Source organism: Streptomyces sp. MZ04, assembly GCF_004684775.1.
In the GTDB taxonomy this organism is placed as follows: domain Bacteria; phylum Actinomycetota; class Actinomycetes; order Streptomycetales; family Streptomycetaceae; genus Streptomyces.
In genome coordinates this window covers 1-15,486 of sequence record NZ_SRIC01000034.1, presented here as the reverse complement: position 1 = coordinate 15,486, position 15,486 = coordinate 1, and the positions used below count along the sequence as shown (strand labels likewise).

Here is a 15,486-nt window from a genome sequence, read left to right as displayed (position 1 = left end):
CATCCGATCCCTACCGAAGCCGTCACACCCTCTGGATACGTAAGAAGGAGCGCCACATGGCCGCCACCCAGGAAGAGATCATCGCCGGTCTCGCCGAGATCGTGAACGAGATCGCCGGCATCCCGGTCGAGGACGTCCAGACGGACAAGTCCTTCACCGACGACCTGGACGTCGACTCGCTGTCCATGGTCGAGGTCGTCGTCGCCGCCGAAGAGCGCTTCGACGTCAAGATCCCGGACGACGACGTCAAGAACCTCAAGTCGGTCGGCGACGCGACCAAGTACATCCTCAAGCACCAGGCCTGATCAGGCCGCACTGCTGTCGCCACCCGGCGGTGGCGCCGCTGATCCCCTCAACACCGTGGAGAAATTTCCTGTGAACTCGACCAATCGCACCGTGGTCGTCACCGGTATCGGCGCAACCACACCGCTGGGTGGCGACGCAGCTTCGACCTGGGAAGGTCTGCTCGCGGGCCGTTCGGGTGTGAGACTGCTCGAGCAGGACTGGGCGGCCGAGCTGCCGGTCCGCATCGCCGGCCAGATCGCCGTCGAGCCGAGCGAGATCATCCCCCGTCCGCAGGCCAGGAAGCTGGACCGCTCGGCGCAGTTCGCGCTGATCGCGGCCAAGGAGGCCTGGGCGGACGCCGGCTACACCGACAGGGCCGGCGAGGACAAGAGCGTCGACCCCGACCGTCTCGGCGCGGTCATCGCCTCCGGCATCGGCGGCGTGACCACCCTGCTCGACCAGTACGACGTGCTCAAGGAGAAGGGCGTACGCCGCGTCTCCCCGCACACCGTGCCGATGCTGATGCCCAACTCCCCGTCGGCCAACGTCGGCATCGAGCTGGGCGCCCACGCGGGTGTCCACACCCCCGTGTCGGCCTGCGCCTCGGGCGCTGAGGCCATCGGCTACGCGATCGAGATGATCCGCACCGGCCGTGCCGACGTCGTCGTCGCGGGCGGCACGGAGGCGGCGATCCACCCGCTGCCGATCGTCGCGTTCGGCAACATGATGGCGATGTCCAAGAACAACGACGACCCGGCGGGCGCCTCGCGCCCCTACGACGCCGACCGCAACGGCTTCGTGCTCGGCGAGGGCGCCGGCGTGATCGTCCTCGAGTCCGAGGAGCACGCCAAGGCCCGCGGCGCGCGGATCTACGTCGAGGCGATCGGCCAGGGCATCTCGGCCGACGCCCACCACATCACGCAGCCCGAGCCGTCCGGCAACGGCATCGCGGCGGCGCTGCAGAACCTGGTCGACAACACCGACCTGAAGCCCGCCGAGATCATGCACGTGAACGCGCACGCGACCTCGACGCCGCAGGGCGATGTCGCCGAGATCAAGGCGCTGCGCAAGGCCTTCGGCGACGACGTCGACCACATGGCGATCACCAGCACGAAGTCGATGACCGGTCACCTGCTCGGTGGCGCCGGCGGCGTGGAGACCGTGGCCACGGTCCTCGCGCTGACGAACCGCGTCGCCCCGCCGACGATCAACATCGAGAACCTCGACCCCGAGGTCGATGCGGACATCGTCCGCGACGAGCCGCGCACGCTGCCCGAGGGCCGGATCGCGGCGCTGAACGACTCGTTCGGCTTCGGCGGCCACAACGTCGTCCTGGCGTTCCGGACCGTCTGAGCAGCAGTCAGCCGTACGCATACGTAACGGAAGGGGCCCCCACCACTCGGTGGGGGCCCCTTCACGTGTACGTCAGACGACCCTGCGCAGGTCAGACCACCTGGTGCAGCCAGCGCACCGGCGCGCCCTCGCCCGCGTACCGGAAGGGCTCGAGCTCGTCGTCCCAGGGTTTGCCGAGGAGCTTGGCGAGTTCGGCCGCCAGGTCGCTCTCGCCCTGCTGGGAGCGGGCCAGGGCGGCGCGCAGGCGGTCCTCCGGGATCAGGATGTCGCCGTGGATGCCGGTGACGGCGTGGAAGATGCCGAGCTCGGGTGTGGCGCTGTAGCGCTCGCCCTCGGCCGTGGCACACGGCTCGGACGTGACCTCGAAGCGCAGCAGATCCCAGCCGCGCAGCGCGGACGCCAGTTTGGACGCGGTGCCCACCGAGCCCCGCCAGGAGAACTCGGATCTCCAGCTGCCGGGCGCCGCGGGCTGCCGGATCCAGTCGAGGTTGACGCGCGCGCCGAGCACGCCCGCGACTGCCCATTCGACGTGCGGACACAGCGCGCGGGGCGCGGAGTGCACGTACAGAACTCCACGTGTCGTCACCGGGACCTCCAGTGTGGGTCGAGGTTCGCCTTCCCCAGCGGCCTCGCGCCCGTGCCGAGCGTTGTTCCCTGAATTCGAGAAAATCCCGAAAACGGGACAGATGTGACGTGATGTAATTTAGCGGAACCGCGAGAACAGGGTGCCACTGGGTGGCGAGGCTACCGTGCGGCGGCGCAAGGAGTGTGACGTACCGTCGGTCCCAAAGCCAGGAATCACCCACCATTCACTCGACGGGGCGCCATATCGCTCAGTTCGCGTAGGCCGACGAGAGAGCCGACGACAGAGGGGACCCGGGGGATGCGGAACCGAAGGCACCGCTCACGTGCCGCCGTCGCCACCGCGACGGCGGTTCTTCTCGGCGCCACCGCCCTGACCGCGTGCGACGCCCAGGGCGGCGCGTCGCCCGCCCCGAACGGCCCGTCGGCGCACAAAAAGCCGAAGCCGAAGCCGACCCCCACCTGGGACTCGACCCCGCGCTCCCTCGCCGCGGTCGGCGACTCCATCACCCGCGGCTTCGACGCCTGCTCGGTGCTCTCCGACTGCCCCGAGGTCTCCTGGGCGACCGGCACGGATTCCGAGGTCCAGAGCCTGGCGACACGCCTGCTCGGGAAGGAAGGGGCCGCCGGGAACAGCTGGAACCACGCGAAGACGGGCGCCCGGATGGCGGACGTGTCCGGGCAGATCGAGGAGGCCGCGGCCCAGCGCCCCGAGCTGATCACCGTGATGGCGGGCGCGAACGACGCCTGCCGCACGTCGGCGGAGGCCATGACGCCGGTCTCCGAGTTCCGCGCCGACTTCGAGGACGCGATGCGTACGCTGCGGCGCGAGCTGCCCAAGACGCAGGTGTACGTCACTTCCGTGCCGGATCTGAAGCGGCTCTGGTCCCAGGGGCGCACCAACCCGCTGGGCAAGCAGGTGTGGAAGCTGGGCATCTGCTCCTCGATGCTGGCGGATCCGGACGCGGTGGACGCGAGGGCGACGCAGCGCCGCGCCTCGGTGCAGGACCGCGTGGTCGCGTACAACGACGTGCTCAAGGACGTGTGCGCGAAGGATCTGCGCTGCCGGTACGACGGCGGGGCGGTCTTCGACTACCGCTTCGACGGCGACCAGTTGAGCCACTGGGACTGGTTCCACCCCAGCAAGGACGGGCAGTCGCGGCTCGCGGAGCTGGCCTACCGGCAGGTGAAGGCCAAGGATCCGGCCGAGGATCCCGCCGGGTGACGCGGCGCGGCCCGGCGTAGGGTCGCGATCATGCGCAGTGAACTCTTCGGGGCGCTCCCCGACGGCACGCCCGTCCATCGCTGGACCCTGGAAAGGGGCGGGGTGCGGGTACGTGTCCTGACGTACGGCGGGATCATCCAGTCGGCGGAAGTTCCGGACCGTTCGGGGCGGCGCGGGCCGGTGGCGCTCGGGTTCGACGACCTTCAGGGATACCTCGATCGTCCCGGGCCGTATCTCGGTGCGCTGGTGGGCCGGTACGCGAACCGGATCGCCGGGGGGTCCTTCGGACTCGACGGGCGTACGTATCGACTGGCGCGGAACAACGGGTCCAACGCCCTGCACGGCGGTGCGGCCGGTTTCGACAAGCGGGTGTGGGAGGCGGCGGAGGTCGAGCACGGGGTGCGGCTCTCGCGGGTGAGTCCGGACGGCGAGGAGGGGTATCCCGGGCGGCTCGCGGTCTCGGTGACGTACGCGCTGGACGAGGCGGGCGGGCTGCGGATCGCCTACCGCGCGACGACGGACGCGGCGACGGTCGTGAACCTCACCAACCACACGTACTGGAATCTGGCCGGGGTCGGCAGCGGTGGCGCGGGCGGGCACGAGGTGCGGATCGCGGCGGCGCGCATCACGCCGACGGACGGGGCGCAGATTCCCACGGGGGCGTACGAGGAGGTCGACGGGACGCGGTTCGACTTCCGGGCGGCGCGGAAGGCCGGGGCCGGGTTCGACCACAACTACGTGCTGGACAAGGGGGTCACCACGGAGCCGGTCGAGGCGGCGGAGCTGAGCGATCCGGCGTCCGGGCGTGTGCTGACCGTGGCGACGACGGCGCCGGGCCTTCAGCTGTACACGGCGGACCACTTCGACGAGGGGCTGCCGTTCGCGCCGGGGGACGGGATCGCCCTGGAGACACAGCACTTCCCCGACTCCCCCAACCGGCCGGAGTTCCCGAGCACGGTGCTGCGGCCGGGTGGGGTGTACGAGTCGGAGACGGTGTACGGGTTCTCGGTGCGCTGAGCGGCTTCTCAGCCGCTCTCGCCGCGCATCGTCCTGCCCGCCTTGGCGAGCAGCGTCACCGCGCCCAGGCAGATCAGCGTGAAGACCGCCGCGATGGCCTTGGTGTCCCAGCCGCCGCCGCGGAACGTGACGGTGATGCCGAGGAGCAGCAGCACCGAGTAGAGCGACTGGCCGACCCTGGCTCCCGCCGGGATCACCCGCAGGAGCTGCGGGATGGTGGACGCGGCCGCGAGTGCCTGGCCGAGCGGGATGGCCGCGCCGAGCATCAGGGCGCCGAAGCCGAACGAGTTGCCGTACGCGCCCCAGCCGGCGCCCGCGACGAGCAGGAACACGGCGGCGGCCAGCGAGAGCAGGGCGAGCAGGCCGTTGAGATACGCCGCGAGCGTGGCCGCCTTGCGGGCGCTCTGGAGATGGGCGACCGGGGAGCGCCAGGCGTCCTCGGTGATCGAACGGAGCTGCCGCTTCATGGCGTTCATCTTGAGGAACGAGATGACGCCGACGACGAAGCCGACGATGCCGACGGGGATGGCCGCGAAGCCCAGCGGCTTCTCGGTGATGCCGAAGTGGGCGCCGCCGAAGGTGAGCGGGATGCCGACGAAGAGCCCGAGCACGAACACCTTGGTGGTGTTCTGGATGCGCAGGACCAGGTCGCGCTGCTCGGGGCTGAGACCGGGCGCGGGCGCCATCATGCCGTCGCCCACGGCTTGTTGGCCCTGGTGGGGCGGGTGCTGCTGGTATTGCTGCTGCGGCGGGAACTGCTGGTACTGCTGTTGGGGGTACTGCTGTTGGGGCGGGTGCTGCTGGTACTGCTGCTGCGGCGGGAACTGCTGATATTGCTGCTGCGGCGGGTATGGCTGGCCCTGCTGAGGCGGGTACGGCTGGCCCTGCTGCGGCGGATAGGGCTGACCCTGCTGCGGCGGGTAAGGCTGACCCTGCTGCGGCGGGTAAGGCTGAGGCGGGTACGGCTGACCCTGCTGACCTGGGTACGGCTGACCCTGCTGACCTGGGTACATGTGGTTCTCCCCCGAACGTGCTGTTGTCGGCCCGCGAGTCTGCCACAACCGCCGCGCACGGCACGGGCCCCGGGGGTACCGTCCCGGGGCCCGCACCGATCCACCGCCGAACCGTCACACGACGATCAACTCGCTCAGGCGGCGGTCGGCGATCGAGCGGCCCGCCTGCACTTCGTACGAACCGCCTTGGTACGCCCAGGAGTCGGCGGCCTCGTCCCAGATCTCGAAGGCGCGGCGCGGGATGTCGACCCGCACCTCCACGCTCTCGCCGGGCGCGGCCTCGACGCCCGCGAACCCGGCGAGCCGGCGGACCGGGCGGTCGCTGTCGTGCGCGGCCGGTGCGAGATAGACCTGGACGACCTCGCGGCCCGCGCGCCTGCCGGAGTTGCGGACGCGGACGGTGGCCGTCGTGCCCTCCACGGTGAGCGACTCGTACGTCCAGTCCGTGTAGCCGAGGCCGTGGCCGAAGGCGTAGGAGGGGGTCGCGGCCGCATGCTCCTCAAGGTCACGGTCCCAGGCGCGGTAGCCGATGAACACGCCCTCGGAGTAAGGGAGTTCGCCGTCGATCGGGGTCACCCGGGTGACCGGGGCGTCCGCGTACGTGCCCCACGTCGTGGGGAGGCGGCCGCCCGGCTCCTGCGCGCCGGTGAGGACGTCCGCGAGCGCCGCGCCGCCCTCCTGGCCGGGGAACCAGCCCAGGAGGACCGCCGCGACCTCGTCGCGCCACAGAAGCTCCACCGGGGAACCGGAGTTGACGACCACGACCGTCCGCGGGTTCGCCGCGGCCACCGCCCGCACCAGGTCGTCCTGGCGGCCCGGGAGCCGCAGATCCTGCCGGTCGAAGCCCTCGGACTCGACCCGCTCGGTGGTGGCGACGACCACGACCGCCGCGTCGGCGCCCCGAGCGGCCTCGGCCGCCTCGGCGATCAGCTCGTCGGGGTCGCGCCGCGGCCCGAGGTGGACGAAGGAGAACACGACGCCGGGCAGGGGCGGGGCGTACCCCTTGTCGAGGTGGTGGTGGAGGGAGACCTCGACCGTCTCGCCCGCCGACAGGTTCACCTTGGCGCGCTCGACCGGTGAGCCGAAGAACGCCTCGAAGGGGTCGGTCTCGGAGTCCGTCAACTGGGCCCCGTCGAAGACGACTTCACCGGCGACGCTGAGCTTGAAGGCACCGAGCCCCCGCGTGCCGAAGGAGTGCTCGCCGCTCTCGCGGGGCGTGAACGTGCCGACCACCTCGATGCTCGCCATCGTCTCGTGGGTGACGCCGTCGGGCAGGTCGTCGCCGATCCACTGGACCTGTCCGGTGGGGAGGCTGCCCTCGCCCAGGACGTTGCCGTCCGCGTCCCGGCAGATGGCGTGCAGCTCGAACCCCTTGTCGGCGGGGGCGAGTTCGTCGCTCGGGTCGGCGCCGACGGCGTACGTCACCGCGTCGGACCCGAGCGCCGCGGTCAGACCGTCGAGCGGCGAGACGACCCGCGCGGGGAAGACGGTCGCGGAGCCGCCGCCCAGGACGCGGGCGTCGCGTGCGGCGGCGCCGATGAGGGCGACGGACGCGGTGCGCGCCAGGGGCAGCGCGCCGTTCTCGTTGCGTACGAGGACGAAGGCGCGGCGGGCGATCTCGCGGGCGAGGGCCTCGCCGTCGATCTCGGCGGGGAGGTCGGTGACCACGGGCTCGGCGCCTTCGAGGGCGCCGACGCGGGCGGCCAGGAGCAGGACGTTACGGACGGCGTCGTCGACCGTCGACTCCTTGACGCGGCCCGCGCGGACGGCCTCGGCGAGCGCGTCGCCGTACACGGTCCGGGGTCCCGGCATGGCGACGTCGAGGCCGCCGTCGATGGCGCCGGTGGTGGAGCGGGCGGCCATCCAGTCGGAGACGTTGCAGCCGTCGAAGCCCCATTCGCCGCGCAGGACTTCGTTGACCAGGTAGCGGTGCTCGGTCATCGTCGAGCCGTTGACCTGGTTGTACGCGGTCATGATGCCCCAGGGGTGGGCGTTGGTGACGATCGCCTCGAAGGGGGCCAAGTACAGCTCGCGCAAGGCACGTCGGGAGATCAGGTTGTCCACGGTGAAGCGGTCGGTCTCGGCGTCGTTCGCGACGAAGTGCTTGACGGTGGTGCCGACGCCGCCGGACTGCACCCCCTGCACATAGCCGGTGCCGATGACGCCGGTCAGATACGGATCTTCGCTGTACGCCTCGAAGTGGCGGCCGCCGAGCGGTGAGCGGTGCAGGTTGACGGTCGGCGCGAGGAGGACGTGGACGCCCTTGCGGCGGGCCTCCTGGGCGAGCAGCGCACCGGCCCCGCGGGCGAGTTCCGGATCCCAGGTGGCGGCGAGCGCGGTGGGGGACGGCAGCGCGATGGACGGGTCGTCGGCGGTCCAGCGGGTGCCGCGCACGCCGATCGGGCCGTCGGACATCACGAGGGACTTCAGGCCGATCTCGGGCAGCGCGTGCAGCGACCACATGTCACGGCCGCCGAGCAGCCGGGCCTTGGCGTCCAGATCCAGCGTGCCGAGCGCGGTCTCGACGGCCGCCTCGCGCGCCTGGTCGGCACGGGTGACTCCGGGGCCCCGGGTTCCCGCCATGGCGGTACCTCCTCGTTGAAGTCCGTTCCGGACGATCCCTGCCCATCCTGCACCGGCTACCTGTGGGAGGTGATCGCCGTACGCCATAACGGTCCCGGCACGAAGGTGATCATTCCCTGGTGCCGCCCCGGTCACCCGGTGTGAGGTGAGGCCCATGACCCGACGTGCGCTCCGTGCCTCCGCCGTACTCCTCTCCTGTGGGCTCATCGCGACGGCCTGCGCGGCAGGCGATGAGCGCTCCGAGGACGCCGCGCGGCCGAAGCCGGGGAAGCGGGAGTTCTCGCTGCCCGCATGGAAGCCCGCGACGGCGGACGTGCCCCGCGGCAAGGGCGGCAAGGGCGGCAAGCTGGCCTCGGACGTCAACGGCGACGGGTACGGCGACCTGGTGCTCCGGGTGACGCACGGGAAGAAGAGCGGCCTGACGGTGGTCTACGGCTCGGGTGACGGGCTCGACCCCGCCGCGCGTACGGCCGTTCCGGGACCCGGCTCCCGGTTCTCGCCCTACGGGATCTCCGTCCGGACGGGCGATCTCGACGGGGACGGATTCGCGGACCTGGTCGGCCTGTTCAGCGAGGTGGTCGACGATCCGGCGACACCCGGCGCATCGGATCCGGAGCCGACCGCCGGGCAGTACATCGTCTGGGGCGGCCCCGAAGGACCCGACCCCGACGCCGACCCGACCCCGCTGGCCACCGCGGCCGCGCCGGATTCCCTCACAGGACAGCCGGGTGACTTCGACGGCGACGGCCACACCGATCTCGCCCTCACCCGGGACGACCGCCTCGAACTGCGGTACGGCCCCTTCACGCGGGACGGCGGCGCGGCCCGTACGTCGACCGACTGGCGGGTGCCGTCGCGGGTGGCCGGGAGCGACTGCTGCCACGACGACATAGGCGAGCTCACCGCCGGTGACGTGAACGGCGACGCGGCGACCGATCTGGTCGTCCAGCCGTCCGGCGACGGCGAGCAGACCGCCGCGGTGCTGCTGCTCGGCGGCGACGCCGGAGGCCGCTTCCCGGCCGCCGAGCACCGGTTGCCCCTGGGCGGCGCCACCGCGCTCGGCGACTTCGACGGGGACGGCCGGGGTGACATCGCCGTCGGGGACAGCGGCAGCCGCAACAACGAGGCCGTGGACGGCGCCGCCACTCCGCACGATCTCGCCCCGATCGTCGTCGCGTACGGCTCCCGTGAGCGATACGCGGCGCCGGTGACCAAGACCGTCCCGGGATCGGAGGCGCTCGGACTTCAGTTGGCCGCGGCCGATCTGAACGGCGACGGCAAGGACGAGCTGATCACCAAGTACGGCACGGACCTGGAGGCGATCCTCGCCAAGGACCTGAAGGGCGTCGTCGTCCTGCACGGGCGCGACGGCGGCCTGTCGGGCACCGACCGGCACAGCGTGCGCGTCAGCGGACCGAAGCGGTACGCCGGGAAGACGCTGAAGCCCTTCGACCGCCGGATCGGCATCTTCACGGCGGGCGCCTTCGGCGGCGCGTCCGCCGAGCTCGTCCTGACCTGGTCCCGCAAGACCGTCCCGGCCCGCTGGTGGATCAGCCGCGGCGACGCCGGGACCGAGGGGCTCACCTTCACCGCGGGGCAGATCGCCTCGGGGTGAGCCGTCGCGCTTTCCACTGACCCTTCCACCGGCCCTTCCACCGGCCCTTCCACCGAACCTTCCACCGAACCTTCCTCCACACGTCCCGCCTCTCCCGAAGGTCACGCCATGCCCCCGGCCAAGATGCGCGCCGACGAAGCCGACATCGACGCGGCGCTCGTACGGCGGCTGCTCGCCGCGCAGTTCCCGCGGTGGGCCTCGCTCGACGTCACGCCCGTCGACTCGAACGGCACCGTCAACGCCATCTACCGCCTCGGCGACAACATGGCCGTGCGGCTCCCCCGCGTCGCGGGAGGCGTCGACGACGTACGGACCGAGGTCGAGCATCTGCCGCGCCTCGCCCCGCGCTTGCCCTTCGCCGTTCCCGCGCCGCTGGGCAAGGGCGAGCCCGGGGAGGGCTATCCCTGGCCCTGGTACGTCTACCGGTGGCTCGACGGGGCGAATCCGGTCATCGGCGGTGTCGCCGAACCGGGGCTGCTCGCGGCGGACTTGGCGCGGTTCGTGACCGCGCTGCACCAGGTCGAACCCACCGGCCTGCCCACCGCGTACCGCCCCGGTCCGCTCGCCCCGCGCGACCCGGAGACCCGCGACGCCATCGCTCAACTGGACGGCCTCATCGACACCGGCGCGGCGGCCGACGCCTGGGACACCGCCCTGCGGGCCCCCGAGTGGGCAGGCCCGCCCGTCTGGGTCCACGCCGACCTGCAGCCGGGGAATCTGCTCACCACGGGCGGACGCCTCAGCGCCGTCATCGACTTCGGCTGCATGGGCCTCGGCGAACCGGCCGTCGACCTGATCACGGCGTGGAGCCTGCTGACGGGCGAGGCGCGCAAGGAGTTCCGCGCCGCTCTGGACGTCGGCGACGCGACCTGGGCGCGGGGGCGCGGCTGGGCCCTGTCGATCGCGCTCATCGAGCTGCCGTACTACCGGACGAGGAACGAGACGATCGCGCGGAACGCACGTCACGTCATCGAGGAGGTCCTGGCGGATCACGCCGCCGAGAAGCCCGAGAAGCCCGAGAAGCTGTAGCCGCGGCGCCTTTCCTGCCGGAATACTGCCTCCACCCTCACCGGCCACGGAAGGACTCCCGTGTCACTCAAGCCTCCCCACCTCCCCAAGGGCCCCGCACTCCCCCGGCTCACCGCGGTCGGCACCGCCCTCCTGCTCGCCGCCGCCACCGCGCCCACGGCGGCGGCGACCACCACAACTACCGCGACGCCCCCGGTCGAGGAGCAGCGGCTCGACCGTGCCGCCCCGCAAGAGATCCTGCGCCGCAGCGGATTCGACGCCGTGGCGCCTGAGTTCGCCCGTTCCCTCGACCGTGCGCAGTCGTACGGCGAGGCCGAGCGCATCGTCGTACGTCAGGGCACCGCGCTGTGGAAGCGTGCCGTCGACCGGGCACAGGGGCGGGGCCCGGCCACCGGTGATCTGAGCCGGGACGACGACCGGCCGCTGTACTGGGCGCGGCTCGGGATGACCCGCGAGCTCCGGCAGTGGGAGCCGACCGGCTTCGGTGTGAGCAAGGACCAGCACACCGGGCTCATACGGGCGTTGGAGGCCGGCTCACGCGGCCAGGACTCCATCCGCTACCCGAAGAAGCCGGAGAAGCCGGAGAAGCCGAAGAAGCCCGAGAAGCCGGAGAAGGACGCCGCGGGACAGCGCGTCAAGCGGATCCTCGTCACCGGCTTCGACCCCTTCACGCTCGACCGGGACGTCCGCATCAGCAACCCGTCGGGTGCCACCGCGCTCGCCCTGGACGGCACCGTCATCGACACCGCCGACGGCCCCGCCCGCGTCGAGACCACCGTCTTCCCCGTCCGCTGGCAGGACTTCGAGGAGGGGACGGTCGAGCGCACCCTGCGCGCGCACCTGCCGCGCGTCGACCTCTTCACCACCATCAGCCAGGGCCGCGTCGGCCGCTTCGACATCGAGCGGACCAACGGGGCCTGGCGCGGCGGATTCCCCGACAACGAGACCCTCGCCCGCACGGAGACGATCCCGGTCGCCGACCCGGCCACACAGCCCCAGTGGACGTCGACGACCCTCCCGTACAAGGAGATCGTGGGCGCGGAGACCGGCCGCTTCCCCGTGTACGACAACACCTCGGTGACCGAGATCCCGGCGGGCGGCACCGATCCCGTGGTCCGCCCCGACGGGCCCACCGAGGGTTCGACGGCGCGGGCGGGCGGCGGCGGGAACTACCTGTCGAACGAGATCGCCTACCGGGCGACGCTGCTCCGCGACCGCCTCGGGCTGCACGACCGGCTGCCGGGAGGCCATGTGCACACGCCGGTCCTGCAGTTCGGCGCCGGCAACACGGACCCGGCGACGGGGAAGATCACCGACCCCGAGTTCGTCCGCAACCGGCTCGACATCATCGCTCAGGTACGGCAGATCCTGACGGCCGCTATGAACGCCCGGCGGTAGCGTCGTCCGGGTCGTCCGACCCGGCAGCGGTGTCCTCGCCCATCAGTTCCCGCGCCATCAGCGTCGCCCCCGCGACCGCACCCGGCATCAGGAACACCGCGACGAACGGCACCAGGAAGGCGACAGCGAGCGGGGTGCCGAAGCCCCAGGCCAGCTGCTTGTGGCCGCGCAACAGCGCGAGCCGCTCGCGGAGTTCGACGCCCCGCCGCTGCAGTGCCACCGCCGTCAGCTCTTCGACCAGGAAGAAGCCGGTCACGCAGAAGCCGATCACCGGGACCACGGTCTGGCCGACGACCGGGATGAAGCCGAGGGCGAAGAGCAGCACGCCCCAGACCAGCGCCCGCACGAGGATGCGCAGGCTGTCCCGCGCGGAGATCAGCAGTTCGCGCCAGAGCGGCAGTCCCGATTCGGGGGCGTACCCGGAGACGGAGATGTCGACCTTCTCGGAGAGCGACTCGTAGAAGGGCTGGCCGATGAGGAGGGTGACCGCCGTGAAGGTGAGCACCGACAGGAGCAGCGCGAGAGCGAAGAGCAGCGCGGTCAGGAAACCGCGGAACAGACCGGCCCACGGCGACGACCAGTCGTCAGCGAAGGGGGTAGCCCAGTCGACGAAGTCCGCGCCCCACAGGGCGAGCGCGACGAGCGCCCCCGCGTAGAGAAGCAGGGTGATCAGGCCGGGCAACAGGCCGACTCCATACTGCTTGCCATGCTGGGCGACCCAGCGCTGGCCCTTCATCAAGTAGCCGAAGCCCCGTCCTAGATCACGCATGCCGCACACCTTATCCGCCGGTCACAGGAGTGACGTGCGGGGCCCAAGGCCCTCTTGTTGTGCGGGGGTTGAAACGGTAGACCACGCGTACCGATCCGATTCCGGAGGTACGTATGGGCATATCCCGGCCATCCCGGCCATCCCGGCCATCCCGGCTGTCCCGATCATCCAGACCCGTCCTGCTCACCACGCTCGCCGCCGCGGGCGCCCTCGTCTTCACCACGCTCGCACCGGGCAGCGCGACCGCCGACCCGAGTCCGGGCCGCGACATCCATCGCGAGGGCTCACCGCTCAGCAGCACCGAGCGGGCCGCCAAGGGCCCTGCGGCCGCGGCCGACCGCGCGCTCGACGACGCGCACGGAAGCGGAACCGACCTCACCGACACCAGGAACCGCGGCTATCCCCGCGAACAGAAGCTGACCCCACCGCCCGCGAACCCTGACGACAAGTCGATAAGACTGGGCCTTGCGCCCTACCACTCCATAGCCCCGAAGCTGAACGGCATCCAGGGCATCGGCGACCGCGTGAGCGTGGAGATCGCGGGCCGCTCGGCCGGCGGCCACCAGCTCTACCTGGTGACGGTCACCGCGCCCGAGTCGGCCAAGGAGAGCGCCCGCCAGGAGCGGATGCGCGACCTGATCGAGAACGCGCCCGAGGCCGCGGCCAAGGATCCGGCGGTCAAGTCCTCGTACAAGACGCCGGTCTTCATCAACAACAACATCCACGGCAACGAGTGGGAGGGCACGGACGCCGCCCTCAAGCTCATGGAGAAGCTGGCGAAGGCCGAGGACGGCAAGACAAAGGACCTCCTCGCCCACAACCGCCTCTACTTCAACGTCACGGCCAACCCCGACGGCCGTATCGCGGGCACTCGCGCCAACGCCAACGGCTTCGACCTCAACCGCGACTTCATCACGGCGTCGCAGCCCGAGGCCCGCGCGATGCGGCAGATCGCCATCGACAAACAGCCCGCGGTCATGATCGACCTGCACGGATACGTCAACGGCACGCTGATCGAGCCGACGACTCCGCCGCATGGCGAGAACTACGAGTACGACCTCTTCCTGAAGAACACCTACGCCAACGCGCTCGGCATGGAAGCCGCGGTCAACGGCCTCGGCTACACCCCCGAGAAGGACGGCGTGGAGCCCGCGATCATCCCCTTCCGTGACCAGGAGGAGGGCTGGGACGACTGGCCGCCGATCTTCACCCCGCAGTACATGCCGTTCCACGGCGCGGTCGCCGCGCACACCATCGAGTTCCCGATGACGGTCAACAACGACGAGTACGACGACCTCCCCGTGCCGGAGCTGCGGCGGCGGTCCGCGATCAACGTGGACATCGCGGGAGCGGCAATGTCGGCCACCCTCAACTACACGCAAAAGCACCGCACTTCGCTGATCGCCGACCAGATCGAGACGTTCCGGCGGGGCGCGACGGGCGCCGCGCAGGTGCCGGTGTCGCCGGAGACCGTGCCCGGGGTTCCCGGCATCGGCCCGGAGGACGTGTACACCACGGACTTCCCGCGCGCGTACGTCATCCCGGCCGGGTCGCGTGGTCAGCGCTCGGCGGCAGCGGCCTCGCGGCTGGTGGGGCACCTGCTGGACAACGACGTGCGGGTCGAGCGTGCGACGCGCGACTTCCGGCTCGACGGGACCTCGTACAACAAGGGTTCGTACGTCATCGACATGCGTCAGCCGAAGCGGGGCATCGCCAATGTGATGCTCGCCGACGGCCGGGACATCAGCGACAAGGTGTCGACGATGTACGACATCTCCGGGTGGAGCCTCGGGCGGCTGTGGGGCGCCACGGTCGACTCGGTGCGGGGCGGCGGCCTCGACGGCGTACCCGCCCGGACCGTTCACGAGGCCTCGCGGGTCGGGTACGTCGCGCCGCGCGGGGATCTGCGGCTGCGACTCGACGACGCGCGGGAGGTTGCCGCGCTCAACTGGCTGGTGGGGCACGGGGTTTCGGTGCGCAGGGCCGCCGATGACGGCGGCAGCGTGATCCTCTCTTCGAAGGCGCGGGGCGCCGCTGTCGCCGCGGCGAAGAAGTACGACGTGGCGTTCGACGCGACCAAGGCGAAGGCGGGCGCGGTGGTGCGGCCCACGCGGGTCGCGGCGGCCGTGACGCCGGGGGAGCTTTTCGCTCTGCGGGAGATGAACTTCGATGTGGTGCCGGTGTCGACCGCCGTGCTGAACGCGGGCTTCGACTGGAAGAAGTCGGGTGGCGTGGACGCGTTGTTCGTCTCGGCCGGGCTTTCCTATGGGGAGTTGAACGCGGAGGCGCGGGAGGGGCTCGACGGGTTCCTCGCCGGGGGCGGCGGGGTCGTCGGGCGCGGTTCGGAGGGTGCCGCGCTGAACTCCGACGCCAAGTTGCTTGCCGCCAAGGCGGTTTCCGGGAACGGGGATGCGAATGGTGTGGTGCGGGTGGTGAATTCCGGGCCGCTGACCCGGGGTGCGCCGTCGCATTCGTTCGTGTACGCGCCTGTGTGGTTCTCGGAGTTGGGGAGTGGGGTGCGGGTCGAGCAGTCGTACGAGGACGGGAATCCGCTGCTGTCCGGGCATTGGCGGCCGGTGGACGGGGCGGGTGGTCCTGGGGATGCGGCGGGGAAGGC

At 71.3% G+C, this 15,486-nt stretch carries 12 protein-coding genes; 8 read left to right on the top strand and 4 right to left on the bottom strand.

Going from position 1 to position 15,486, the window contains the following annotated elements; genetic code table 11:
* The first annotated feature begins 56 nt into the window (after positions 1-56).
* Together E2651_RS10575 and fabF are read left to right on the top strand one after the other, a co-directional pair.
* Entirely contained in the window at positions 57-305 is a 249-nt protein-coding gene (locus tag E2651_RS10575; protein ID WP_135330803.1) for an acyl carrier protein, read from the top strand.
* A gap of 70 nt (positions 306-375) precedes the next feature.
* On the top strand, positions 376-1,638 hold the full coding sequence (gene fabF / locus E2651_RS10570) for a beta-ketoacyl-ACP synthase II (protein ID WP_135330802.1): 1,263 nt from the start codon (positions 376-378) through the stop codon (positions 1,636-1,638).
* Between the two features lie 91 nt (positions 1,639-1,729).
* Here fabF and E2651_RS10565 read toward each other — a convergent pair whose 3' ends face one another.
* Positions 1,730-2,224, bottom strand: a complete 495-nt coding sequence (locus tag E2651_RS10565) for a DUF3145 domain-containing protein (RefSeq protein ID WP_135330801.1) — start codon at positions 2,222-2,224, stop codon at positions 1,730-1,732.
* Positions 2,225-2,521: 297 nt separating this feature from the next.
* Between E2651_RS10565 and E2651_RS10560 the strand changes: the two genes are divergently transcribed.
* Positions 2,522-3,445, top strand: coding sequence for an SGNH/GDSL hydrolase family protein (locus tag E2651_RS10560; protein ID WP_135330800.1), 924 nt, complete (start codon positions 2,522-2,524; stop codon positions 3,443-3,445).
* A 30-nt stretch (positions 3,446-3,475) separates the two neighbouring features.
* The gene (locus E2651_RS10555; protein WP_135330799.1) at positions 3,476-4,462 is read left to right on the top strand and encodes an aldose epimerase family protein; all 987 of its coding nucleotides are present in this window, start codon (positions 3,476-3,478) and stop codon (positions 4,460-4,462) included.
* A gap of 8 nt (positions 4,463-4,470) precedes the next feature.
* On the opposite strand, the gene E2651_RS44620 is transcribed toward E2651_RS10555, so the two are convergent.
* Both E2651_RS44620 and E2651_RS10545 read right to left on the bottom strand, forming a co-directional pair.
* Entirely contained in the window at positions 4,471-5,475 is a 1,005-nt protein-coding gene (locus E2651_RS44620) for a hypothetical protein (RefSeq protein ID WP_135330798.1), read from the bottom strand.
* Between the two features lie 114 nt (positions 5,476-5,589).
* Positions 5,590-8,058, bottom strand: coding sequence for a glycoside hydrolase family 3 C-terminal domain-containing protein (locus E2651_RS10545; protein ID WP_135330797.1), 2,469 nt, complete (start codon positions 8,056-8,058; stop codon positions 5,590-5,592).
* A gap of 154 nt (positions 8,059-8,212) precedes the next feature.
* On the opposite strand from E2651_RS10545, the gene E2651_RS10540 reads away from it, so the two are divergent.
* The 3 genes from E2651_RS10540 to E2651_RS10530 all read left to right on the top strand — a co-directional run bounded on the left by E2651_RS10540 (position 8,213) and on the right by E2651_RS10530 (position 12,100).
* Complete coding sequence (locus E2651_RS10540; protein ID WP_135330796.1) at positions 8,213-9,673, top strand: VCBS repeat-containing protein; 1,461 nt, start codon at positions 8,213-8,215, stop codon at positions 9,671-9,673.
* A 108-nt stretch (positions 9,674-9,781) separates the two neighbouring features.
* On the top strand, positions 9,782-10,702 hold the full coding sequence (locus tag E2651_RS10535; protein ID WP_135330795.1) for an aminoglycoside phosphotransferase family protein: 921 nt from the start codon (positions 9,782-9,784) through the stop codon (positions 10,700-10,702).
* Between the two features lie 132 nt (positions 10,703-10,834).
* A complete protein-coding gene (locus E2651_RS10530) occupies positions 10,835-12,100 on the top strand; it encodes a pyroglutamyl peptidase (RefSeq protein ID WP_135330828.1) in 1,266 nt (421 codons plus the stop codon).
* Here the strand turns inward: E2651_RS10530 and E2651_RS10525 are convergent.
* The gene (locus E2651_RS10525) at positions 12,081-12,869 is read right to left on the bottom strand and encodes an EI24 domain-containing protein (protein WP_135330794.1); all 789 of its coding nucleotides are present in this window, start codon (positions 12,867-12,869) and stop codon (positions 12,081-12,083) included. The genes E2651_RS10530 and E2651_RS10525 overlap by 20 nt on opposite strands.
* Positions 12,870-12,982: 113 nt before the next feature.
* Here E2651_RS10525 and E2651_RS10520 point away from each other — a divergent pair.
* Positions 12,983-15,486 (top strand): M14 family zinc carboxypeptidase (locus E2651_RS10520; RefSeq protein ID WP_135330793.1); only part of this gene is annotated, 2,504 nt, incomplete at its 3' end.

Bases quoted from the DNA above. Each gene is read 5' to 3' on its own strand.
- E2651_RS10575 (WP_135330803.1), top strand. From the start codon at position 57: ATGGCCGCCACCCAGGAAGAGATCATCGCCGGTCTCGCCGAGATCGTG.
- E2651_RS10560 (WP_135330800.1), top strand. From the start codon at position 2,522: ATGCGGAACCGAAGGCACCGCTCACGTGCCGCCGTCGCCACCGCGACG.
- E2651_RS10555 (WP_135330799.1), top strand. From the start codon at position 3,476: ATGCGCAGTGAACTCTTCGGGGCGCTCCCCGACGGCACGCCCGTCCAT.
- E2651_RS44620 (WP_135330798.1), bottom strand. From the start codon at position 5,475: ATGTACCCAGGTCAGCAGGGTCAGCCGTACCCAGGTCAGCAGGGTCAG.
- E2651_RS10545 (WP_135330797.1), bottom strand. From the start codon at position 8,058: ATGGCGGGAACCCGGGGCCCCGGAGTCACCCGTGCCGACCAGGCGCGC.
- E2651_RS10540 (WP_135330796.1), top strand. From the start codon at position 8,213: ATGACCCGACGTGCGCTCCGTGCCTCCGCCGTACTCCTCTCCTGTGGG.
- E2651_RS10535 (WP_135330795.1), top strand. From the start codon at position 9,782: ATGCCCCCGGCCAAGATGCGCGCCGACGAAGCCGACATCGACGCGGCG.
- E2651_RS10525 (WP_135330794.1), bottom strand. From the start codon at position 12,869: ATGCGTGATCTAGGACGGGGCTTCGGCTACTTGATGAAGGGCCAGCGC.